The organism is Planctomonas psychrotolerans, from assembly GCF_008642235.1.
GTDB classification, from domain to species: domain Bacteria; phylum Actinomycetota; class Actinomycetes; order Actinomycetales; family Microbacteriaceae; genus Planctomonas; species Planctomonas psychrotolerans.
The window spans coordinates 369,498-391,118 of record NZ_SJEV01000002.1; the positions used below are offsets into that span (position 1 = coordinate 369,498).

The 21,621-nt window shown below is 69.6% G+C and carries 22 protein-coding genes; 4 read left to right on the forward strand and 18 right to left on the reverse strand.

Features of this window, described 5'->3' with window-relative positions:
- Positions 1-27 precede the first annotated feature (27 nt).
- The 6 genes from ruvX to EY822_RS15005 form a co-directional block, all read right to left on the reverse strand.
- Positions 28-495, reverse strand: a complete 468-nt coding sequence (gene ruvX / locus EY822_RS14980; protein WP_227497382.1) for a Holliday junction resolvase RuvX — start codon at positions 493-495, stop codon at positions 28-30.
- A gap of 5 nt (positions 496-500) precedes the next feature.
- The gene (alaS, locus tag EY822_RS14985) at positions 501-3,155 is read right to left on the reverse strand and encodes an alanine--tRNA ligase (protein ID WP_150309250.1); all 2,655 of its coding nucleotides are present in this window, start codon (positions 3,153-3,155) and stop codon (positions 501-503) included.
- A gap of 48 nt (positions 3,156-3,203) precedes the next feature.
- Positions 3,204-3,422, reverse strand: coding sequence for a hypothetical protein (locus EY822_RS14990; protein WP_150309251.1), 219 nt, complete (start codon positions 3,420-3,422; stop codon positions 3,204-3,206).
- 65 nt (positions 3,423-3,487) lie between these two features.
- On the reverse strand, positions 3,488-3,859 hold the full coding sequence (locus tag EY822_RS14995) for a DUF948 domain-containing protein (protein WP_150309252.1): 372 nt from the start codon (positions 3,857-3,859) through the stop codon (positions 3,488-3,490).
- A gap of 127 nt (positions 3,860-3,986) precedes the next feature.
- Positions 3,987-4,616: a 30S ribosomal protein S4 gene (gene rpsD, locus EY822_RS15000; RefSeq protein ID WP_150309253.1), complete on the reverse strand. Its 630-nt coding sequence runs from the start codon at positions 4,614-4,616 to the stop codon at positions 3,987-3,989.
- Between the two features lie 245 nt (positions 4,617-4,861).
- Complete coding sequence (locus tag EY822_RS15005) at positions 4,862-6,334, reverse strand: replication-associated recombination protein A (RefSeq protein ID WP_150309254.1); 1,473 nt, start codon at positions 6,332-6,334, stop codon at positions 4,862-4,864.
- Between the two features lie 118 nt (positions 6,335-6,452).
- Between EY822_RS15005 and EY822_RS15010 the strand changes: the two genes are divergently transcribed.
- The 3 genes from EY822_RS15010 to EY822_RS15020 all read left to right on the forward strand — a co-directional run bounded on the left by EY822_RS15010 (position 6,453) and on the right by EY822_RS15020 (position 9,309).
- Positions 6,453-7,235 carry a peptidylprolyl isomerase gene (locus EY822_RS15010; RefSeq protein ID WP_150309255.1) on the forward strand — a complete coding sequence of 261 codons (783 nt, stop codon included), beginning with the start codon at positions 6,453-6,455 and terminating at the stop codon, positions 7,233-7,235.
- Between the two features lie 137 nt (positions 7,236-7,372).
- Positions 7,373-8,605, forward strand: a complete 1,233-nt coding sequence (locus EY822_RS15015) for a DUF349 domain-containing protein (RefSeq protein WP_150309256.1) — start codon at positions 7,373-7,375, stop codon at positions 8,603-8,605.
- A 92-nt stretch (positions 8,606-8,697) separates the two neighbouring features.
- The gene (locus EY822_RS15020) at positions 8,698-9,309 is read left to right on the forward strand and encodes a hypothetical protein (protein ID WP_150309257.1); all 612 of its coding nucleotides are present in this window, start codon (positions 8,698-8,700) and stop codon (positions 9,307-9,309) included.
- 9 nt (positions 9,310-9,318) lie between these two features.
- Here EY822_RS15020 and EY822_RS15025 read toward each other — a convergent pair whose 3' ends face one another.
- The 9 genes from EY822_RS15025 to EY822_RS15065 all read right to left on the reverse strand — a co-directional run bounded on the left by EY822_RS15025 (position 9,319) and on the right by EY822_RS15065 (position 18,503).
- Entirely contained in the window at positions 9,319-11,571 is a 2,253-nt protein-coding gene (locus EY822_RS15025) for a RelA/SpoT family protein (protein WP_150309258.1), read from the reverse strand.
- Positions 11,572-11,643: 72 nt separating this feature from the next.
- Positions 11,644-12,003 carry a rhodanese-like domain-containing protein gene (locus EY822_RS15030; protein WP_227497383.1) on the reverse strand — a complete coding sequence of 120 codons (360 nt, stop codon included), beginning with the start codon at positions 12,001-12,003 and terminating at the stop codon, positions 11,644-11,646.
- Positions 12,000-13,037 (reverse strand): protein translocase subunit SecF, encoded by a 1,038-nt coding sequence (gene secF / locus EY822_RS15035; protein WP_150309260.1) that lies wholly within the window; start codon positions 13,035-13,037, stop codon positions 12,000-12,002. The genes EY822_RS15030 and secF overlap by 4 nt, the downstream gene beginning before the upstream one ends.
- Positions 13,037-14,857, reverse strand: coding sequence for a protein translocase subunit SecD (gene secD / locus EY822_RS15040; RefSeq protein WP_150309261.1), 1,821 nt, complete (start codon positions 14,855-14,857; stop codon positions 13,037-13,039). Before secD ends, secF begins: the two co-directional genes overlap by 1 nt.
- Positions 14,858-14,920: 63 nt before the next feature.
- Positions 14,921-15,391, reverse strand: a complete 471-nt coding sequence (locus tag EY822_RS15045; RefSeq protein ID WP_150309262.1) for a preprotein translocase subunit YajC — start codon at positions 15,389-15,391, stop codon at positions 14,921-14,923.
- Positions 15,392-15,465: 74 nt separating this feature from the next.
- Positions 15,466-16,503 carry a Holliday junction branch migration DNA helicase RuvB gene (ruvB, locus tag EY822_RS15050; RefSeq protein WP_150309263.1) on the reverse strand — a complete coding sequence of 346 codons (1,038 nt, stop codon included), beginning with the start codon at positions 16,501-16,503 and terminating at the stop codon, positions 15,466-15,468.
- Complete coding sequence (ruvA, locus tag EY822_RS15055; protein WP_150309264.1) at positions 16,500-17,114, reverse strand: Holliday junction branch migration protein RuvA; 615 nt, start codon at positions 17,112-17,114, stop codon at positions 16,500-16,502. Before ruvA ends, ruvB begins: the two co-directional genes overlap by 4 nt.
- Positions 17,115-17,130: 16 nt before the next feature.
- Positions 17,131-17,733, reverse strand: a complete 603-nt coding sequence (gene ruvC, locus EY822_RS15060; RefSeq protein ID WP_150309265.1) for a crossover junction endodeoxyribonuclease RuvC — start codon at positions 17,731-17,733, stop codon at positions 17,131-17,133.
- An 11-nt stretch (positions 17,734-17,744) separates the two neighbouring features.
- Positions 17,745-18,503 carry a YebC/PmpR family DNA-binding transcriptional regulator gene (locus tag EY822_RS15065; RefSeq protein WP_150309266.1) on the reverse strand — a complete coding sequence of 253 codons (759 nt, stop codon included), beginning with the start codon at positions 18,501-18,503 and terminating at the stop codon, positions 17,745-17,747.
- A 95-nt stretch (positions 18,504-18,598) separates the two neighbouring features.
- On the opposite strand from EY822_RS15065, the gene EY822_RS15070 reads away from it, so the two are divergent.
- Positions 18,599-19,387, forward strand: a complete 789-nt coding sequence (locus EY822_RS15070) for a PIG-L deacetylase family protein (RefSeq protein ID WP_150309267.1) — start codon at positions 18,599-18,601, stop codon at positions 19,385-19,387.
- A gap of 156 nt (positions 19,388-19,543) precedes the next feature.
- Here EY822_RS15070 and pdxT read toward each other — a convergent pair whose 3' ends face one another.
- Genes pdxT through EY822_RS15085 form a run of 3 tightly spaced genes read right to left on the reverse strand, consistent with a single transcriptional unit; the run spans position 19,544 to position 21,609 of the window.
- On the reverse strand, positions 19,544-20,161 hold the full coding sequence (gene pdxT / locus EY822_RS15075; protein WP_150309268.1) for a pyridoxal 5'-phosphate synthase glutaminase subunit PdxT: 618 nt from the start codon (positions 20,159-20,161) through the stop codon (positions 19,544-19,546).
- Positions 20,151-21,068: a pyridoxal 5'-phosphate synthase lyase subunit PdxS gene (gene pdxS / locus EY822_RS15080; protein WP_150309269.1), complete on the reverse strand. Its 918-nt coding sequence runs from the start codon at positions 21,066-21,068 to the stop codon at positions 20,151-20,153. Before pdxS ends, pdxT begins: the two co-directional genes overlap by 11 nt.
- Positions 21,069-21,078: 10 nt before the next feature.
- Positions 21,079-21,609, reverse strand: a complete 531-nt coding sequence (locus EY822_RS15085) for an HIT family protein (RefSeq protein WP_227497397.1) — start codon at positions 21,607-21,609, stop codon at positions 21,079-21,081.
- Positions 21,610-21,621 lie beyond the last annotated feature (12 nt).

Consider the following 21,621-nt stretch of genomic DNA (forward strand, 5'->3'; position numbering starts at 1 on the left):
TACGTGGGGATGTCGGAGTTGACAGGGTTACGGTCCTTCGGTCGAAAGAACGGAACCCGGCGCCAACCCGCCGGCCCGCTCGCTGTCGAGAGCATGTTGCAGGATTATAACGGCGGCAACCTGATCGATCACGGAACGTGAGGAGCGAGTGTTGCGGCCGGACCTGTGGAGGGCGGCCTGGGCGGTCACCGTGGAGAGTCGCTCGTCGACGAGCCGCACCGGCCGTCCACCAGCGGCGGCGAGTCGTTCGGCGAAGGCCACGGCGTCCTCCGTCGACGGCGTGCGAGCCCCCGACATCGACAGCGGCAGTCCCACCACGAACTCGATCGCGTCCGCCTCGTCGGCGGCGACGCGGATCTCGGCGAGGTCGGCGTCCCCCGTCGCCGCGCGGGCCACGGTGCTGAGCGGTGTGGCCAGCATGCCGGACGGATCGCACCGGGCCAGCCCGATGCGCGCCTTGCCCACGTCCACGCCGATGCGGACTCCCCTGCGCACGAGAATCAGCTGAGGCTCGTCGAGATGGACTCGAGCGCGGCCGGGATGGCCGCGACGTCGGATCCACCGCCCTGAGCGAGGTCGTCCTTGCCGCCCCCGCCGCCGCCGAGCACGGCAGCGGCGGCACGGGCCAGCACGCCGGCGCGCGCGCCGGTCTCCCGGCCCGCCGCATTGGTGCCCACGATCACCGCGGGCTTGCCCGACACGTCGGCCGCGAGTGCGACGACGGCGGCGTCCGAGCCGAGCCGCTCCCGTACGCCGGTGACGAGGGAGCGCAGCTCGTCGCTCGACCGGAGCGATCCGACCGCCGCGGAGACGAGGGTGACGGCACCCACGCGCCGCGCGCCGGAAACGAGCTCGGGGATCCGCTGCGCGAGCTGGCGCGACTCGAAGTCGGCGATCTTCTTCTCCGCCGCCTTGAGGTTCGCCATCAGCTCGGCGATGCGGTCCGGCAGCTGTTCCCGCGGCGTCTTGAGACTCGAGGTGAGCTGCGACACGATGGCCCGCTCGGTGGCGAGGTCGCGGAAGGCGTCGCGGCCCACGAGCGACTCGACGCGGCGGCTCGTCGAGCCGATGGACGACTCGCTGACGAGGTTGATCAGGCCGATCTCACTGCTGTGCCGCACGTGCGTTCCCGCGCAGAGCTCCCGGGACCACGGGCCGCCGATGTCCACGACGCGCACCTCGTCGCCGTACTTCTCGCCGAAGAGCGCCATCGCGCCGAGCGCCTTCGCCTCGTCGAGCGGCAGGACGCGGGTGGTCACCTCGAGGTCGTCGCGGATGGCCTGGTTCGACAGGTCCTCGATCTCGCTGCGGGTCTCGGCCGACAGGCCCTGGTTCCAGGAGAAGTCGAGCCGGAGGTAGCCGGCCTTGTTGTAGGAGCCGGACTGGTGCGCCTCCGGGCCGAGGATCTGCCGCAGTGCGGCGTGCACGATGTGCGTGCCGGAGTGCGCCTGCGTCGCCCCCCGACGCCAGTCGGCGTCGACCACGGTGCGAGCGGCGTCGCCGACCCCCACCTCGCCCGCCCGCACGGAGACCCGGTGGCTGGTGAGGCCCTTGACGGGGCGCTGCACGTCGAGCACCTCGAGCTCGAACCCGGTGCCCACGATGGTGCCGGCGTCGGCCTCCTGACCACCGGACTCCGCGTAGAGCGACGTCTCGGCGAGGATGATCTCCGCGATGTCGCCGGTCGACGCGCGGGTCACCGACGCGCCGTCGACCAGGATGCCGAGCACGCTGGTCTCCGTCTCCAGCACGTCGTACCCGGTGAACACGGTCTCGCCGGACGCCCGGAACGCGCTGTACACCGACAGGTCGGCGATCGCGGTCTTCTTGTTCTTGGCGTCGGCCTTGGCGCGCGACCTCTGGTCGGCCATGAGTCGGTCGAACTCCGTCCGATTGACCTGCAGCCCCGCCTCCTCCGCCATCTCGAGCGTGAGATCGATGGGGAAACCGAACGTGTCGTGCAGCAGGAACGCGGTGTCGCCGGGCAGCTCGGCCGCACCCTTCTTCTTGGTGTCCGCGACCGCGAGGTCGAGGATGTTCGTGCCACTGGCGAGCGTGCGGAGGAACGTGTCCTCCTCGGCGTAGGCGATGCGGCTGATCCGGTCGAAGTCGGTGGCGACCTCGGGGTACGCCGCCTTCATCGCATCCCGCGACGCCGGGAGGAGCTCGGGAAGGGTCGCGGTGTCCACGCCGAGCAGGCGCATGGCGCGCACGGTGCGGCGGAGGAGCCGGCGGAGAATGTAGCCGCGGCCCTCGTTCGACACGTTCACGCCGTCGGCGATCAGCATCAGGGAGGACCGCACGTGGTCCGCGACGATGCGCATCCGCACGTCGTCGTCGTGGTCGGCGCCGTACCGGCGACCGGACAGTGCCGCGGCGCGGTCGAGCACGGGACGCACCTGGTCGATCTCGTACATGTTCTCGACGCCCTGCTTGAGGAACGCGACGCGCTCGAGGCCCATGCCGGTGTCGATGTTCTTCTTGGGCAGTTCGCCGAGGATGTCGAAGTCGCCCTTGCCGGTGCCTTCGCCGCGCTGGTACTGCATGAAGACGAGGTTCCAGATCTCGACGTAGCGGTCGTCGTCCGTCGCCGGCCCGCCGTCCGCACCGTAGGCGGGACCGCGGTCGAAGAAGATCTCGGAGCACGGACCGGCGGGGCCGGGCTGGCCGGTGGACCAGTAGTTGGTGTCCTTGCCGAGGCGCTGGATGCGCTCGTCGGGCAGGCCCGCCACCTGCTTCCAGTACCGGAAGGCGTCATCGTCGTCCTCGTAGATGGTGACCCACAGGTCGCGCTCGTCGAATCCGTACCCGCCGTCGGCCTCGCTCGTGGTGAGGAGCTCCCACGCGTACGCGATGGCCTGCTCCTTGAAGTAGTCGCCGAACGAGAAGTTGCCGTTCATCTGGAAGAACGTGCCGTGCCGCGGCGTCTTGCCGACCTCGTCGATGTCGTTGGTGCGGATGCACTTCTGCACGCTGGTGGCTCGGGGATACGGCGCAGGCACCAGGCCGGTGAGGTACGGCACGAACGGCACCATGCCGGCGACCGTGAACATGAGGGTGGGGTCGTCGCTCACCAGTGACGCGGAGGGAACGATCGTGTGGCCGCGCTGGGCGAAGAAGTCGAGCCAGCGCTGGCGGATGTCTGCGGTCTGCATGGGGCCCGTCGGGGTAGGAGATGGAAGGGGAAGGCTGCGGGAGCCGCGTCAGCGGTCGAGGTCGGAGATGGTGGTCTCGGCGGCGCCGACCACGGCGCGGAGTTCGGCCTGGCGCTCGAGGTAGCCGGCGCGGGCGGCGTCCCGCACGGCGGCGGCGCGCGCGTTGATCCGGTCGAAGAATCGGGCACCCTGCGGCGTGCGGCTGACGACGTGCGCCGCTCCGAACCCGATCCCGATGCCGACGACGAGCCACAGGACGATCTTCATGTGCGGTACTCCTCGAGTGGTAGAAAACGGTCGACGCCGCTCCCGGGCGACCGGCAGCGGACGGGTCAGCGGGTCTTGCCCGGGCGGGCGGGACGGAGCCCCGCGATGCCGGCCCGCACGGCGGCGGTGAACCCGGCGATCTTGATCAGCGGGCCGCCGACCGACGCCGCGAAGAGCGAGACGAGCGCCGAGACGTTGCCGGTGACATCCGCCACGCTGCCCGTGATGGTGTCGACCCGGGCGAGCTGGCGATTCGCCTCCTGGATGGTGACGGTCGTCTCCTCGAGAATCGGGGTGATGCCGTTGCTCGCCTCACGGATGGCGACCGTGGTCTCGTCGAACACTCTGCCGAGCTTGATCAGGGGCAGGGCGAGGAAGGCGACGAGGATCGCGAATACACCGGCCGCGATGAGTCCGGCAATGTCTCCACCCGACATGGTGTGACCCTTTCGTGGGAAGCGGCGAGCGCTTCGAGCGGTGTCGCTTAACGCGCGAGGCGGACCACCCTCGGGTGATCCGCCTCCACACTAGCGGTGCCGGGTCGGGCGTCGTGCGCCCGCCGGACTAGCGTGCTGCGTAGTACTCGACGACGAACTGCACTTCGCAGGTCACCGGAACCTCGGCGCGCTTCGGGCGGCGCACGAGGCGCGCCTGCAGCTTGTCGATCTCCACCTCGAGGTAGCCCGGAACCTTGGGCAGAACGTCGACGTGGCCACCGGCGGCGGCGACCTGGAACGGCTCGGTGCCCTCGGAGCGGGTCTTCACGTGGATGGTCTGACCCGGCTTCACGCGGAACGAGGGGCGGTCGACGATCTTGCCGTCGACGAGGATGTGGCGGTGCACCACGAACTGGCGCGCCTGTGCGGTGGTGCGGGCGAAGCCGGCACGAAGCACGAGGGCGTCGAGGCGCATCTCCAGCAGCTCGACCAGGTTCTCACCGGTCAGGCCCTGGCCACGGCGGGCCTCCTGGAAGACGATCTTGAGCTGGGCCTCGCGGATGCCGTACTGGGCGCGCAGACGCTGCTTCTCGCGCAGACGAACGGCGTAGTCGGAGTCCTGCTTGCGCTTGGACCGGCCGTGCTCACCGGGGCCGTAGGGACGCTTCTCGAGGTACTTGGCGGCCTTCGGCGTGAGGGCGATGCCCAGCGCGCGCGAGAGGCGGGTCTTGCTGCGGGTGCGTGACTTGGTAGACACGGGTTCCTTTCGATGAATGAATTCCGTAAGCAGTGCGTAGTGATGCCGTCCGCGTGCACGCATGCACGCGCGAATGCCGGGCACGGACGTGCCAGCACAGGGGTGCTCATCACAAGATCAGAGGGATTCGCCAAGGGTCGTCCGGCTACAGGACGATTCCCGTCGTTACAGATTCGACGCAGCCGCACGCGAAAACGAACTCAGGCGACGTCAAGAATAGCACGCGGCCGGACCGTTCGACGGGGTCACCCGTTGCCGCGCACGATGCGGCGCAACTTCTCCACCCGGGCCGACAGTTCCCGCTCGTGGCCGTGCGACGTCGGAGTGTAGTACCGCGCATCCCGCAGCTCGTCGGGCAGATACTGCTGCGGCACCACGCCGAAGTCGGCGTCGTGCGGATAGCGGTAGCCCTTGCCGTGTCCGAGCTTCTTGGCGCCGGCGTAGTGCGCGTCGCGGAGGTGGTGCGGAACGCGGCCGATCCGCCCGGCCCGCACGTCGGCGATGGCCGCATTGATCCCGAGGTAGGCGGCGTTCGACTTCGGCGCGGTGGCCAGGTGCACCACCGCCTGGGCCAGCGGGATGCGCCCCTCCGGCATGCCGATCAGCTGCACGGCGTCGGCGGCCGCCACCGCCACGACGAGCGCCTGCGGGTCGGCGAGGCCGATGTCCTCCGACGCCGAGATGATGATGCGCCGCGCGATGAACCGCGGATCCTCCCCCGCCTCGATCATGCGTGCGAGGTAGTGCAGGGCAGCGTCGACGTCGGAGCCCCGGATCGACTTGATGAAGGCGCTGATCACGTCGTAGTGCTCGTCGCCGTTGCGGTCGTAGCGGAGGAGCGCCCGGTCCACCGCGAGCGCCACCTGCTCCGGCGTGATGATGGGCGCTCCCGCGGCGGCGGACGGGCCCGTTCCGACGTCTCCCTCCTCGTGGTCGCCCTCGTCGTCGTCGTCACCGTCGTCGTCGCTTCCGCCGTACAGCCCGGCGTCCTCGAATGCCGCCCCGTCCGCACCCTCCCCTGCGTCGGAGCCGCCGGCCAGCGAGCCCGCCGACACCGCGGCGGCCTCGAGTGCGGTGAGGGCCCGGCGGGCGTCGCCCGACGCGAGACGGATGATCATGTCGCGCGCCTCATCGCTCAGCGAGAACCGTCCGGCGAGACCGCGCGGGTCGATCACCGCGCGATCGATCAAGATGCCGAGGTCGTCATCGCTCAGCGGCTGCAGGGTGAGCAGGAGCGAGCGGGACAGCAGCGGTGAGATCACCGAGAACGACGGGTTCTCCGTGGTGGCCGCGACGAGGATGACCCAGCCGTTCTCCACCCCCGGCAGCAGCGCATCCTGCTGCGCCTTGGTGAAGCGGTGGATCTCGTCGAGGAAGAGCACGGTGGACACGCCGTACAGGTCCCGGTCGCTCATGGCCTTCTCCATGACGGCGCGCACGTCGCGCACGCCCGCCGTGACCGCCGAGAGCTCGACGAACGACCGCCCGGAGCCGTGGGCGATGGCCTGCGCCAGCGTGGTCTTGCCGGTGCCGGGCGGTCCCCAGAGGATGACGGACACGGATCCCTTCTGGCCCGTCGCGTCGCTGGCGAGACTGACGAGCGGGGATCCGGGAGTGAGCAGATGCTTCTGCCCGGCGACCTCGTCGAGACTGCGGGGACGCATCCGCACGGCCAGCGGGGTCGTTCCGCCGTACAGCCCCCGGCCCGCATCCGTCATACCAGCGATGGTAGTTGCTGCCACGGACAGGACGACGCGGACGACGAGGCGGCCCACCGGGGCTCGAGCGGGCCGCCCAGTAGTGTGTGCTGGTGCACAGGCACAGCGAGGGGACGAGATGGCATCGAGGGACCGGGAAGCGCGCGCGTCGCGGCAGCGACTGCGCGAATACCACGCGAGGCAGGCACTGCACGCCCGTCGCTCCCGGCGGCGTCGGCGCGACAACATCCTCGCCGCGATAGCCCTCGCCGTCGTGCTCGCCCTCGCCATCGGCGCCCAGGTCCTCTACTTCACCGTCGGTCCGGGGACGCCGGAGGCCGTACCCACCGAGACACCGAGCGCCGCTCCCACCGACCCGGCCGGCGAGAACGTGGGTCCCGTGCCGTCCGTCGACGTCGCCGAATCCCGCGTGTGGACCGGCGAGCTCACGCTCAACGAGTCGGTGCAGCTCGGTATCGAGCTGTACGGCGACCGTGCACCGCAGGCGACCTCGGTGTTCGTGAGCCTCGCGCAGAGCGACTTCTACGCGGGCACGACCTGCCACCGGCTCACTACCGCCATCCTGCAGTGCGGATCGGCGAACGGTGACGGAACGGGCGACCCGGGCTACACCTGGGGTCCGGTCGAGAACCCGCCCGCCGACAACGTCTATCCCGCCGGCACGATCGCCATGGCCCGCACGGCCAGCACGTTCGGACACGGCAGCCAGTTCTTCGTGGTCTACGAGGACACGCCGCTCGACGGCTCCACCGGCGGGTACACCGTCTTCGGTCGCGTCACCAGCGGGTTGGACGCGCTCACCGAGTCCATCACCAGCGGCGGTATCACTCCGGGCCCCAACGGGGCGACCGACGGCGCGCCCGTCGTGCCCGCGACCATCACCGGCGTGACGGTCGAGTAGAGCTCCGCTGCTGCACGGCAGCCCCGGAACCGCGGGAGAGGAGCCTGTCCGCCCTCCGTGCAATAGGCTGGAACGCACTCTTCGAAGGCACCGGCGTTGCCGGTGTGGTGACCAAGGCTGAGAACAAGGTGAGTTTCGTGTCCAGTGAGAACCAAGGCCCGTGGGGCCGAGTCGATGAGACCGGCACGGTCTACGTGCGTGACGGCGACGGCGAACGGGTCGTCGGCCAGTACCCCGACGGCACGGCCGAGGAGGCTCTCGCCTACTTCGAGCGCAAGTTCGCCGACCTCAACGGCCAGGTGACGCTGCTCGAGCAGCGCGCTCGCGGCGGCGCCCCCGCCGCAGACATCGCCAAGGCTGTGGCGCACCTCACCGAGACGGTCACCGGCGCGAACGCCGTGGGCAACCTGCAGGCGCTCGTCACCCGGCTCGACGCCCTCCGCACCACCGTGGGACAGCTCACCGAGAAGCAGAGCGAAGAAGCTCGGGCCGTCGTGGATGCCGCCATCGCCGAACGCACCCAGATCGTGGTCGAGGCCGAGGCGCTCGCCGCGCAGGATCCCGCCAAGGTGCAGTGGAAGCAGACCACCGCGCAACTCGACGCCCTGTTCGCCCGGTGGCAGAAGCACCAGCAGGACGGTCCCCGGTTGCCGAAGAACGAGGCCAACGACCTGTGGAAGCGATTCCGCACCGCACGCACCGGCCTCGAGCAGCACCGCAAGGCGTTCTTCGCGGAGCTCGACAGCGTGCACAAGGACGCCCGCAACGCCAAGCAGCGTCTGGTGGAGCAGGCCGAGGCGCTCGTGTCCCGCGGTGTCGACGGCATCCCCGGGTACCGCGCACTCCTCGACGAGTGGAAGACGGTCGGCCGGGCCGGCAAGCGCTACGACGATGCCCTGTGGGCGAAGTTCAAGGCGGCCGGCGACGCCCTGTACGGCGCGAAGGCCGATGTGGACGCCCAGGACAACGAGGAGTTCGAGGCCAACCTCGCCCAGAAGCTCGCCCTGCTCGACGATGCCGAAGCCATCCTGTCCGTTTCCGACCGGGCCACGGCGCGGGAACGGCTGATGGGCATCCAGCGTCGCTGGGACGAGATCGGCAAGGTGCCCCGCGACAAGGTCAAGCCCGTCGAGGATCGACTGCGCAAGGTGGAGAACCACGTGCGCAAGCTCGACGAGGATCACTGGCACAAGAACAACCCGGAGACGAAGGCGCGCTCGGAGGGTCTGGCCAGCCAGCTCACCGACGCCATCGGCAAGCTGGAGAACGAGCTCGAGGACGCCCGCCGATCGGGCGACAGCCGCAAGATCGCCGAGGCCGAGGAGGCGCTGAACGCGCGTCGTGTCTGGCTCGAGGCGCTCGGCTCCTAGCCGCAACCGACGCACCGACTCTCGCAGGGATTTTCTCCACAGGAGAGGTTCCCCGCGAGGGTTCCCGTCCCGTGTTCGGCCAGCATGGGCGCATGAATCCACGCCCCGCTCCCGTGCTCTCCGCCGTGCTCTCCCCCCTCGACCTTCCGCTCGCCGAACTCTGCGCGGCCCGGCTCGATGGCGAGCTCTACCGGGTGGACGAGTGCTTCCGTCCGGTGGATTCGCCCTCCGGCCGCGCCGAGCGCGGAGCGGCACTCGCCGCCGTCGCCCCGGCGCGCGTGATCGCCGAGCTGGGGAGCGCCGCGTGGGTATGGGGTGCCGTGGGCGAGCCGCCGTTGCCGCACCGGTTCTGCGTCGACACGATGTCCCGGGTGCATCCGGGAGCGGCAGCGGGTCGCATCCTGCGCGAGGTCGTGGTCGACCGGGACGACGTGGTGTCCTTCGGGGGAATGCCCGTGACCTCGGTGCTCCGCACCTGCGCCGACCTGGCGCGCTTCTCGCTCTTCACCGATGCCGACGAGCGGACGGTGCGGACCCTCCTCGACCTCGGCGGCCGGAATCCGGGCGAGGTCGTTGCCTATCTCGGACGCAGACGCAACCTGCCGCACAAGCGGAAGGCGATCGACCGGCTCTGCGCCCTGGCGACGGGGCGCCCCCGACCGCCCGGGGCTCCGCCCGCGCCCGCCGCCGTACCCGCCCCGTGACGGGGCCGGTCAGCCCGCGTTGACGCGGTAGACGTCGTACACGGCGTCGATCCGGCGCACCGCGTTCAGTACCCGGTCGAGGTGCGTGGTGTCACCCATCTCGAACACGAACCTGCTGATCGCGAGCCGGTTCGTCGACGTGGAGACGCTGGCCGACAGGATGTTCACGTGGTGCTCGGAGAGCACCCGGGTCACATCCGACAGCAGTCCGGCGCGGTCGAGCGCCTCCACCTGGATGTGCACGAGGAACAGGCTCTTCGACGACGGCGCCCATTCGACGTCGATCATCCGCTCGGGCTCCTGATACAGCGACGCCACGTTGTGGCACACCTTCTGGTGCACCGAGACGCCGGAACCCCGGGTCACGAAACCGACGATCTCGTCGCCGGGCACCGGGGTGCAGCACTTCGCCAGCTTGACGAGGATGTCGGGGGCGCCGCGCACGAGCACGCCGGAGTCGCTGTTGACCTGCGACCTCGACCGCTGGGTGATCGCGACGACGTCTTCGATCTCGTCGTCGGGCTCGCCCTGAATGGCGACGAGCACCTTCTCGATCACCGACTGGGCCGAGATGTGCCCCTCGCCGAGAGCGGCGTACAGGGCGGACACGTCGGCGTACTTCATGGTCGACGCGACCTCGGAGATCACGTCCTGGCTCATCAGCTTCTGCAGCGGCAGGTTCTGCTTGCGCATGGCACGGGTGATCGCATCCTTGCCCTGCTCGATCGCCTCGTCGCGGCGCTCCTTGGTGAACCACTGACGGATCTTGTTCCGCGCACGCGGGCTCCGCACGAAGTTGAGCCAGTCCTGACTCGGTCCGCTGTCGGGGTTCTTCGAGGTGAACACCTCGACCACGTCACCGCTGTTCAGCGTCGACTCGAGCGGCACGAGTCGCCCGTTGACCTTGGCGCCCATCGTGCGGTGGCCGACGTCGGTGTGCACCGCGTAGGCGAAGTCCACCGGTGTCGCACCGGCGGGCAGCCCGATGACCTTGCCCTTCGGGGTGAAGACGTAGGTCTCCTTCGCCCCGATCTCGAAGCGCAGCGAGTCGAGGAACTCCCCCGGGTCGGCCGTCTCGGCCTGCCAGTCGGAGATGTGGGCGAGCCAGGCCATGTCGGTCTCGCTCTGCACGGCGCCCTCCGCGCCCTTGCCGGAGTTGACCTGCTCCTTGTACTTCCAGTGCGCGGCGACGCCGAACTCCGCGCGGCGGTGCATCTCGTTGGTGCGGATCTGGATCTCGACGGCCCGTCCCTGCGGCCCGATGACCGTGGTGTGCAGCGACTGGTACAGGTTGAACTTCGGGGTGGCGATGTAGTCCTTGAACCGGCCGGGCACCGGGTTCCACCGGGCATGGATGAACCCGAGCACGGCGTAGCAGTCCCGCAGCGAGTCGACGAGCACGCGGATGCCCACGAGGTCGTAGATCTCGTCGAACTCGCGGCCGCGCACGATCATCTTCTGGTAGATCGAGTAGTACTGCTTCGGCCGGCCGACCACGGTGCCCCGGATGCGCGCGGCCTTGAGGTCTTCGTTCACCGAATCGATCACGTGCTGCACGAACTCCTCGCGCTGCGGGGTGCGCTGGCGCACGAGACTCTCGATCTCGATGTACAACTTCGGATAGAGCACCGCGAACGACAGGTCCTCGAGCTCCCACTTGATGGCCTGGATCCCCAGCCGGTGCGCGAGCGGCGCGTAGATCTCGAGGGTCTCCTTCGCCTTCCGCGCGGCGGACTCCGGATTGACGAATCCCCACGTCCGGGCGTTGTGCAGGCGGTCGGCGAGCTTGATGATGAGCACGCGGATGTCCTTCGACATCGCGACGACCATCTTCCGCACCGTCTCCGCCTGTGCGCTGTCGCCGTACTTCAGCTTGTCGAGCTTGGTGACCCCGTCGACGAGCATCGCGATCTCGTCGCCGAAGTCGTGCTGCAGCATGTCGAGCGTGTAGTCGGTGTCCTCCACCGTGTCGTGCAGCAGCGCCGCCGCCACGGTCTTCGGCCCGATGCCGAGATCGGCGAGGATCTGCGCCACCGCGACCGGGTGGGTGATGTACGGCTCGCCGCTCTTCCGCTTCTGCCCCTCGTGGGCGCGCTCGGCGGCGAGGTACGCGCGTTCGATGAGCGAGAGGTCGGCCCGCGGGTGGTGGGTGCGGAGCGTCCGCACCAGATTGTCCACGGCGCCGGCGGGCTGGGCACGCGAGAACAGGCGGGGAACGAGACGTCGGAGCGACGCCGTGGTGGACGTCGTGGTCTCCGTCATGCCCGCACTTCCTCACACTCGAATACGCTCAAAAATAGCACCGCGCGAGGAGTCGGAAGGACGCGTTCGCGGTCAGGCGACGATGCCCGGCGTTCCGTTGTTGCGCACCACGGCACCACCGGCGTCCTGCCAGCTCTCCATGCCGCCCACCACGTTGGTCGCCGGATAGCCCGCCCGCAGGAGGGCGTTCGTCACCCGGGCGGATCGGCCGCCGGATCGGCAGATGACGAGCACGTGGGTGTCGTCGGGGATCTCCTCGAGGCGGTCCTGCAGGGAGCCCATGGGCACGTGGTGGGCGTCGGGCGCGTGGCCTGCCTCCCACTCGGTCGGTTCGCGCACGTCCAGCAGCCAGGAGTCACCCGGTGTCACGCGGGCGATGGCCGTTGCGGCGTCGATCTCCGCACCGAACCCCGCGGAATCCATCGGCGTCATCGCTCGCCCGCCGTCACGGGTCGCGCCGCGCCGGTGGCCACCTTCGGCGCCGCGTCGCCGGCCTTCTCGCGGGCGGCGAGGGTGCGCGCGTCGGCCTTGCGGATCTCGTCCTCGCCCTCCCGCAGGTGGGCGTAGATCGGTGCGGCGAGGAAGATCGTCGAGTACGTGCCGACCAGGATGCCGATGAACAGCGCGAGGGCGATGTCACGGAGCGTGCCCGCTCCGAGCAGGATCGCACCGATCAGCAGGATGGACGCCACCGGCAGGATGGCGACGACCGACGTGTTGATGGACCGGACGAGCGTCTGGTTGACCGCGAGGTTCACCGACCCGGCGAAGGTCCGGCGCGACTCGGTGCCGTCCTCGGCGGTGTTCTCGCGGATCTTGTCGAAAACCACGACGGTGTCGTAGAGCGAGTAGCCGAGGATGGTCAGGAACCCGATGACCGCCGCGGGGGTGACCTCGAAGCCCGAAATGCCGTAGATGCCGGCGGTGAGGACGAGGTCGTGCAGAAGGGCGACGAGGGCCGCCACCGACATCTTCCAGGTGCGGAAGTAGATGGCCATGACGACCGCAGCGAGGAGCAGGAACACCGCGAGTGCCCGCAGGGCCGCGCCGGTGATGTCGGCGCCCCAGGCGGGTCCGATGAACGACTCGGTGACATCGGCCTCGGGCACCGCGTAGGCCTCCGCGAGGGCGGTGCGCACCTCGGCGCTCTCGTCGCTGCTGAGCTGCTCGGTCTGCACGCGCACGGATTCGTTGCCGACGACCGACACCCGGGCCGGGACGTCGGAGACGGTCGCGACAGCGTCCGTCGCGAGGTCCTGGCTGGTGGACTCGGGCGAGCTGACCTGGTACTCGGATCCACCGGTGAACTCGATGCCGAACACGAAACCGCCGCGCAGCATGGGGCCGACTACCGCGATGAGGATGGCGATGGCCGCGATCAAATACCAGAGCTTCCGGCGTCCGACGATGTTGATCGAGCGCTTGCCGGTGTAGAGGTCGTTGCCGAACTCGGTGAAATTGGCCATCAGGAATCCTTATCCGACTTCGAACTGCGGGAGGCCGACACCAGGGAGGCTTCCTCCGCCTTGCGTTCCGCGATGGTGCGTCGCCTCTCGGCCTCGCGGGCGCTCGTCACCGGCTTCTTGCCGGCAACGACGGCGGGGGTGCGGAACGTGGCGCGGCCGCGGTAGACGGCGCCGAGGGCCCGCGGATCGAGTCCGCTCAGGCGGTGACCGTCGTTGAAGAACCGGGTCGTGGCGAGGAGTTGCAGCATGGGGTGTGTGAACATGGCCACGACCAGCAGGTCGATGAGCGTGGTGAGTCCGAGTGTGAAGGCGAAGCCCCGCACATTGCCGACGGCGAGGATGAACAGCACGGCCGCCGCGAGGAAGTTGACCGTGTCCGACGCGATGACGGTGCGGATGGCGCGCTTCCACCCGCTCTCCACGGCGGAGACCAGCCCTCGCCCGTCGCGAAGTTCGTCCTTGATGCGTTCGAAGTAGACGATGAACGAGTCGGCGGTGATACCGATCGCCACGATCAGACCGGCCACACCGGCGAGCGAGAGGCGGTACCCCTCGCGCCAGGACAGGAGGGTGATGATCAGGTAGGTGAGGACGCCAGCGATGACGAGCGAGGCGATGGTCACGACCGCCAGCGCCCGGTACTGCACGAGCGAATACACCACCACGAGAACGAGTCCGATGAAGCCCGCGAGGAGACCGCTGGCGAGCTGGGCGGTACCGAGCGTCGCGGAGATGAGCTCGGAGCTCTGCACCGTGAAGCTGAACGGCAGGGCGCCGAACTTGAGCTGGTCGGCGAGCGTCTTGGCCGTCTCCTGGGTGAAGCTCCCGGTGATGCTCGGTTGACCGTTGGTGACGGCGCCCTCGGTGCGCGGGGCGGAGATGACCTGGCCGTCGAGCACGATGGCGAATTGGTTGCGCACGCCTTCGAGACCGACGAGGCGGGTGGAGACCTCACCGAACTGCTCGGTGCCCTCGCCGTCGAACTCGATGTTCACGGCCCAGATGTTGCTCGTGCCGCCCTGCGCGGTGGGCTGCAGGCCGCTCGTGGCGTCGGAGATCCGCTCGCCGGAGACCTCGACGGGGCCGAGGATGTACTTCACCGATCCGTCGGCCTCACAGGTGATGAGCGGCTGGTCGGCGGGGGCGGTGCTGTTGTCGTTGTCGGCCGCGTCGCAGTCGTAACTGTCGAAGGCCTCCTGCAGCTCCGGCGTCACCCAGGCGAGGTCGCTGCCATCGGTGGGCTCGGTGGCCGGCGTCGCCTCGGGCGCGGGCTCCTCCTCGGCGGGAGCCTCCTCGGCGGGGGCCTCCTCGGCCGGGGCCTCGGCCGCGGGGTCGTCCGTCGCACCGTCGACCGCGGGGGTCTCGGCGTCGGGTGCAGCCTCCCCTTCCGGGGCGGGCGTCTCCTCGGCCACCGGTCCGGGAGCTCCGGCCACGAGGACCGGTCGGAATTCGAGCTGAGCCGACTGCTCGATGCGGTTCAGCGTCTCCTCGTCGGGCCGGCCGGGGATCGACACCACGATGTTGGAGCCACCCTGGGTGGTGATCTCCGCCTCGGACACGCCACTCGCGTTGACGCGTTCGCGGATGATCGACACGGCCTGGGCGAGCTGCTCGCCGGAGGGATTGGCCTCCTCGTCACCGAGCACCGGCGCCAGGATGATCTGCGTTCCCCCCTCGAGGTCGAGCGCGAGCTTCGGGGTCCAGGATCCGTCCGAGAACATCACGCTGGCCGCGTTGCCGAGGACGAGCGCGACGATGATCGCGGCCAGCCAGATCAGGGAACGGCGCGCCTTGCGCACGGGGGTCGACGACTGTGCCAACTCAGGGACTCTGCTTTCTACGAGCGCGGCGGAGCACTGTGCCCCCCCGAGCAGATGGTTGTGTTAGTCGCCGGATCGTCGGTCGCGACCCGAAGGGTCGGTGTCGTCGTCGAGGCCAGCGGCGCGGTCGTCGATCGGTCGGGCGGTGCCGGACGCAGCGGTGCCGGACGCGGTGCGCTCGCCGAACTGCGGCCGGGTGGTCTCGTCGATCACCACGGTGTCGTCGGCGAGGGTGTCGTCGACGGTGTCGGACGTGTCCTCGTCCTCGGCGAGCACCGGGTCGACGACGCGCGTCAGGGCCTGGCGGTGCAGCTTCAGGGTCACGCCGGGCGACGTCTCCACCAGCACCGTGTTCGCCTCCTCATCGATGGAGAGCAGGGTTCCGTAGAGACCGAAGCTGGTCATCACCTCGGCTCCGGGAACCATCTGCTCCTGCAGTGCGGCGAGGTCGCGCTGGCGCTTGCGACCGTTGCGGAACATGAAGAAGATGAGCATCGCGAGGACCGCGAGCATGATGAGGGTAAACGGATCCATAGGATCTAGGAAGCCTTTCGATGGTGGCGGTGGTCGCGCGCACAGAATCGCGCGTTCGTGAAGACCAACTCGAATTATAGGTCATCGCCGAAGAGGCCCTGGCTGGGACCCGGCAGACCGAAGTGTCGCCAGGCCGCGGGCGTGGCTACCCGGCCCCTCGGTGTGCGGGTGAGCAAGCCGATGCGCACGAGAAACGGCTCCACCACCGACTCCACGGTTTCGGCCTCCTCGCCGACCGACACGGCGAGGGTGCTGAGGCCCACCGGTCCCCCGCCGAACCGCGTCAGGATGATCTCCATCACGGCGCGGTCGAGCCGATCGAGACCGAGGGGGTCGACGTCGTAGAGCTCCAGCGCGGCGTGCACCGACCCGAGATCGGCGTCGACCCCGTGCACGAGCGCGTAGTCGCGCACGCGCCGCAGCAGCCGGTTGGCGATGCGGGGCGTTCCGCGGCAGCGCCCGGCGATCTCGGCGAGGGCGCGACGGTCGATGGACAGGTCGAGCAGGCGTGCGGCGCGGCCGAGCACCTGCTCGAGTTCCGTGTCGTCGTAGAACTCGAGGTGAGCGGTGAAGCCGAACCGGTCGCGGAGGGGATTCGGCAGGAGCCCGCTCCGGGTGGTGGCGCCCACCAGGGTGAACGGCGCGAGGTCGAGTGGAATGGAGGTGGCTCCGGCTCCCTTGCCGACCATGATGTCGATGCGGAAGTCCTCCATCGCGAGGTACAGCATCTCCTCGGCCGGGCGCGCCATCCGGTGGATCTCGTCGATGAAGAGCACCTCCCCCGGTACGAGCGACGACAGCACGGCGGCGAGGTCGCCGGCGTGCTGGATGGCGGGTCCGCTCGACATGCGGAGCGGTCGGTTGCTCTCCTGCGCGACGATCATGGCGAGAGTGGTCTTGCCGAGGCCGGGGGGACCGGCGAGAAGGATGTGGTCGGGCGTGCGGGCCTGCAGGTCGGCGGCCTTCAGCAGCAGTTCCAGCTGCCCGCGCACCTTCGTCTGGCCCACGAACTCGGCGAGCGTCTTCGGGCGCAGGGCTCCCTCGAACGCCAGCTCGGCGTCGGACTCGACCTCCGGGTTCGCGATGTCGGCGGCGCCGTCGAAGGCCGTCATCGGGCTCCCCCGACGGCCTGCTGCGGACCGAGCCGGGCGAGCGCGAGGCGGAGCAGCACCGCCGTGGACGGGTCGGTGTCGTCCTCGGCGAGGATCTCGTCGATCGTCTGGGTTGCGACGCGCTCCGACCAGCCGAGACCGACGAGCGCGGCGACCACGTTGCCGCCGTTCGACGGGGTCGGCGCGGGGGCCGCGGCGCGGACCGGCGCGCTGACCACGATCTTGCCCGCGAGCTGCAGCACGATCAGCTTGGCCGTCTTCGGTCCGATGCCGGACACGCGGCGGAAGACCGCGTCGTCCTCGGTCGCCACGGCGGCGGCGATCGAGGCCGGGTCCACGCTCGCCAGCACGCCGAGGGCCGACTTGGGTCCGACACCGGTGACCCCGCAGAGCAGGTCGAAGACGCGCAGTTCGTCGGCTCCGGCGAAGCCGAAGAGCGACAGGGAATCCTCCCTCACGATGAGGGACGTGAGCAGCATCGCCTCCTGTCCCTCCGAGAGCGATGAGGCGTGCGCCGGCGTGACCTGCACCGAATACCCGACGCCGCCGACCTCGAGCACCACGGTCGAACCGGATGCGACGAGTACGGTGCCGCGGAGGGAGGAGATCACCGCCTCAGCCTACGAGCTACCTCCGACTTCGGGCCGCACGCTCGGCGGCGAGCCACGCGGCCTGCGCGGGCGTGGACACCGCGGCGGACCGCGCCGACGGCACCCTGCTCCGGCGTGCCGGGGACGCGACCGACGGGGTCGAGCTCTGCCGCCAGGCGGCGCAGATCGCGATGGCCAGCGCGTCCGCGGCGTCGGCCGGTTTCGGCGCCTCCGTGAGGCCGAGGATGCGGGCGACCATCGTGCCGACCTGCCGCTTGTCGGCCGATCCGTACCCGGTCACGGCAGCCTTCACCTCGCTCGGCGTGTGGAGCGCCACGGGGATGCCGCGCCGCGCCGCCTCGTGCAGAGCGACCCCGCTGATCTGGGCCACGCCCATGACCGTCTTCAGGTTCTGCTGAGCGAACACCCGCTCGATGGCGAGCACGTCCGGCCGGTGCCGGTCGAGCACGTCCTCGATGCTCCGGCCGAGCTCGAGCAGTCGAGCGTCGAGCGTCATGTCTGCGGTCGTCCGCACGACCGACACCTCGACGAGCACGGCGGAGCGGTTGGAACGCACGTCGACCACACCGATGCCGCAGCGGGTGAGTCCCGGGTCGATGCCCAGCACGCGGAACGGCATGGTTGGAGCCGCTAGTCCTCGTCGAGTTCGGCGAGGACCTCGGCCGGCACGTCGTAGTTCGCGTAGACGTTCTGCACGTCGTCGAGGTCCTCGAGCGCGTCGATGAGCTTGAACACCCGGCGAGCGGTGTCGGCGTCGATCTCGACCTTGAGCGAGGGAACGAACTCCACGTCGGCGGAGTCGTAGTCGATGCCCTGCTCCTGCAGGGCGCTCCGGGCGGCGACGATGTCGGACGGCTCCGTTCGGATCTCGAAGAGCTCGCCGTGGTCGGTGACCTCCTCGGCGCCCGCGTCGAGCACGGCGAGCAGCACGTCGTCCTCGGTGATGCCGTCGGCGTGCGGGACGGCAATGACGCCCTTCCGGTGGAAGTTGTACGCCACGCTTCCCGGATCGGCCATCGTTCCGCCGTTGCGGGTCATCGCGGTGCGGACCTCCGCGGCGGCCCGGTTCTTGTTGTCGGTGAGGCATTCGACGAGCATCGCGACGCCGTTCTGGCCGTACCCCTCGTACATGATGGTCTGGTAGTCCACCGACTCGCCGAGGAGCCCGGCGCCGCGCTTGACCGCGCGGTTGATGTTGTCGATCGGCACCGACGTCTTCTTGGCCTTCTGGATGGCATCCACGAGCGTGGGGTTACCGGCGAGATCGGCACCGCCCATCTTGGCTGCGACCTCGATGTTCTTGATGAGCTTGGCGAACGACTTGGCCCGGCGAGAGTCGATGATCGCCTTCTTGTGCTTCGTCGTCGCCCACTTGGAATGACCGGACATGGCTGGTGGCTCCTAACCGCAAAAGACGCTTAAGTCTAGAGGACGCGACTATTCCCGCTGGTGCCGCTCCCCCGCGCGGGCATAACATCGGCGCCATGACGTCGCGCTCCCTCGCGATCTGCGTCGCCCATCCGGATGACGAGTCGTATGCGCTGTACGGCTCGGTCGCGCTGCACGCCGCCGAGCCGGACTTCCGTCTCGCCGTGCTGCACGCGACCGACGGCGATGCGGGCGAGGTCGCGCCGGGGGTGCAGGCGCCGCCCGATGGGCTCGGGGCCTTCCGTCGCGACGAGGACGAACGCGCCTGGATCGCGGTCGGCCGAACGCCCGACCGGCACGACTGGCTCGGGTACCCGGACGGCCGCCTCGACGCGGTGCCGTACGACGAGCTCGTGGACCGCGTGGCGGCGTTCCTCGAAGCGGAACGGCCGGATGTCGTCTTCACCTTCGGGCCCGACGGCGTGAGCGGGCATCCGGATCACATTCGGATCGGGCGGGCCACCGACGAGGCGTTCCACCGCGTGCGGGCGGAAGGCGGGGTGGGCCTGCGGCGCCTGGTGCACGGCGTGATCCCCCAGCTGCTGTTCGACCGCATGCAGGTGTGGCGGGCGGAGCACGGCCTTCCGGTCTGGGATCCGCAGCGCGTCTACCACCTGCGGGGTGTCCCGGACGGCATCGTCAGCGTGCGGGTGAACACCAGGCCGGTGTCCCATCTCGTGCTCGCCGGGTTGAAGGAGCACCGCAGCCAGCGGCATGTGCTCTTCGACGACCTGCTGGACGAGGAGTGGCGGGCGGCGTTGCGGCGCGAGTTCCACGCGATCGTGTGGCCGCCCCGGGACCCGGGGGCCCCGCTCCTCACCGATGTCTTCGAGGGCCTCGACTGAGGTGCACGGTTCCTGAGCCAACACGGTCCCAGAGCAATACGGTCCCGGGCGATGCATACCCTGAGTGATAGGGTCCCTGAGCCTGTCGAAGGGACGTTCCGACCCTTCGACAGGCTCAGGGTCCGTGGGACCCGTGTCGCGGGAGGTGGCGGTGGTTCAGCCGCGGAAGGCGACCCGCCGTACCCGGTCGAGGAAGTAGCGGTGGAAGCGGTAGTCGTTCGTCATCTCGGGATGGAACGATGTGCCGATCAGGTTGCCCTGCTCCACGGCGACGACGCGTCCGTCGTCGAGTGCGCTGAGCGGCGTCGCCTCTCGTCCGAGGGAGTCGACCACCGGGGCGCGGATGAACACCGCGTGCAGCGGCGGGTCGCCGAGCACGGGCACATCGAGGTCCACCTCGAACGACGCGGTCTGCGGCCCGAACGCGTTGCGGCGCACGGCGATGTCGATTCCGCCGAAGCTCCGCTGACCCGGGATGCCGTCGACGATGCGATCGGCGAGCATGATGAGGCCCGCGCACGTGCCGTACACCGGCAGTCCCTCGTCGATCGCCGCCCGCACCGGCTCGGCCATCCCGAACGACCGGGACAGCTTGTCCATGACGCTGGACTCGCCGCCCGGGATGACGAGGCCCGACACGTCGTCGAGTTCCTCGGGGCGGCGCACCGAAACGGCGCGCGCACCGAGCATCGTCAGCACCCGGAGGTGCTCGCGGAAGTCCCCCTGCAGCGCGAGGACTCCGACGGGCGGGGCGATCGTGTCGCTACCAGCCACGCTCGGCGAGGCGGTGCGGCGCGGCGAGGTCGGCCACGTTGATGCCGACCATCGCTTCGCCGAGGCCGCGGGAGACCTCCGCCAGCACGGCGGGGTCGTCGTAGAAGGTGGTCGCCTTGACCACGGCGGCCGCGCGCTTGGCGGGGTCGCCCGACTTGAAGATGCCGGAACCGACGAATACTCCGTCCGCGCCGAGCTGCATCATCATCGCCGCATCCGCCGGGGTGGCCACGCCGCCCGCGGTGAACAGCACGACCGGAAGCGTTCCCGTCTCGGCGATCTCCACCACGATGTCGTACGGGGCCTGCAGTTCCTTGGCCGCCACATACAGCTCGTCCTTCGACATCGACGACAGCGCGGCGACCTCGGACTTGATCTTGCGGATGTGCTTGGTCGCCTCCGAGACGTCGCCGGTACCGGCCTCGCCCTTGGAGCGGATCATCGCTGCGCCCTCGTTGATGCGGCGGAGCGCCTCCCCGAGGTTCGTGGCGCCGCAGACGAACGGCACGGTGAACTTCCACTTGTCGATGTGGTTGACGTAGTCGGCGGGGCTCAGCACCTCGGACTCGTCGATGTAGTCGACGCCGAGCTCCTGCAGGATCTGGGCCTCGACGAAGTGGCCGATGCGGGCCTTCGCCATCACGGGGATGGAGACGGCGGAGACGATGCCGTCGATGAGGTCGGGATCGCTCATCCGCGCCACGCCGCCCTGCGAGCGGATGTCGGCGGGCACGCGCTCCAGCGCCATGACCGCGACGGCGCCGGCGTCCTCGGCGAGCTTCGCCTGGTCGGCGGTGACGACGTCCATGATGACGCCGCCCTTGAGCATCTCGGCGAGGCCGCGCTTGACGCGGTTGGAGCCGACCTCGCCCGAGGGGGTGGAACCGGAGGAAGCAGATGTTGACATGGGGTCCAGTCTAATTCGTCTCGGGGGTGCTTCCCGCCGCAGGCCAGGCGTCGGCGATGCTCCGGCGGACGTCGCCGAGGAGCTGCGGGAGTGCCTTGGTCTTGGCGATGATCGGCAGGAAGTTCGCGTCCTGGGCCCAGCGCGGCACGATGTGCTGGTGCAGGTGAGCGGCGATGCCGGCCCCCGCGATCACCCCCTGGTTCATGCCGAGGTTGAAGCCGTCGTTGCCCGACACCGAACGGATCACGCGCATGGCGGTCTGGGTGAGGCTGCCGATCTCGGCGACCTCCTCCGGCGTTGCGAGGTCGTAGGTGGCGACGTGCCGGTACGGGCAGACGAGCAGGTGGCCGCTGTTGTAGGGGAAGAGGTTCAGCAGCACGAATGCGTGGGTGCCGCGCGCCACGATGAGGGCGTGCTCGTCGTCCATCGACGGGGCGATGCAGAACGGGCAGTCGTCCTTCGCGGGCTGCTGCCCGTGCTCGATGTAGACCATGCGGTGCGGGGTCCACAGGCGCTGGAACTCGTCGGGCACGCCGGCCAGCGCGAAGCCTTC

Bases quoted from the DNA above. Each gene is read 5' to 3' on its own strand.
- EY822_RS15005 (WP_150309254.1), bottom strand. From the start codon at position 6,334: ATGACGGATGCGGGCCGGGGGCTGTACGGCGGAACGACCCCGCTGGCC.
- EY822_RS15065 (WP_150309266.1), bottom strand. From the start codon at position 18,503: ATGTCCGGTCATTCCAAGTGGGCGACGACGAAGCACAAGAAGGCGATC.
- alaS (WP_150309250.1), bottom strand. From the start codon at position 3,155: ATGCAGACCGCAGACATCCGCCAGCGCTGGCTCGACTTCTTCGCCCAG.
- EY822_RS15045 (WP_150309262.1), bottom strand. From the start codon at position 15,391: ATGGATCCGTTTACCCTCATCATGCTCGCGGTCCTCGCGATGCTCATC.
- EY822_RS14995 (WP_150309252.1), bottom strand. From the start codon at position 3,859: ATGTCGGGTGGAGACATTGCCGGACTCATCGCGGCCGGTGTATTCGCG.
- ruvB (WP_150309263.1), bottom strand. From the start codon at position 16,503: ATGACGGCCTTCGACGGCGCCGCCGACATCGCGAACCCGGAGGTCGAG.
- EY822_RS15070 (WP_150309267.1), top strand. From the start codon at position 18,599: ATGACGTCGCGCTCCCTCGCGATCTGCGTCGCCCATCCGGATGACGAG.
- pdxS (WP_150309269.1), bottom strand. From the start codon at position 21,068: ATGTCAACATCTGCTTCCTCCGGTTCCACCCCCTCGGGCGAGGTCGGC.
- EY822_RS15010 (WP_150309255.1), top strand. From the start codon at position 6,453: ATGGCATCGAGGGACCGGGAAGCGCGCGCGTCGCGGCAGCGACTGCGC.
- EY822_RS15025 (WP_150309258.1), bottom strand. From the start codon at position 11,571: ATGACGGAGACCACGACGTCCACCACGGCGTCGCTCCGACGTCTCGTT.
- EY822_RS15020 (WP_150309257.1), top strand. From the start codon at position 8,698: ATGAATCCACGCCCCGCTCCCGTGCTCTCCGCCGTGCTCTCCCCCCTC.
- secF (WP_150309260.1), bottom strand. From the start codon at position 13,037: ATGGCCAATTTCACCGAGTTCGGCAACGACCTCTACACCGGCAAGCGC.
- EY822_RS15030 (WP_227497383.1), bottom strand. From the start codon at position 12,003: ATGACGCCGATGGATTCCGCGGGGTTCGGTGCGGAGATCGACGCCGCA.
- ruvC (WP_150309265.1), bottom strand. From the start codon at position 17,733: ATGCCGTTCCGCGTGCTGGGCATCGACCCGGGACTCACCCGCTGCGGC.
- EY822_RS14990 (WP_150309251.1), bottom strand. From the start codon at position 3,422: ATGAAGATCGTCCTGTGGCTCGTCGTCGGCATCGGGATCGGGTTCGGA.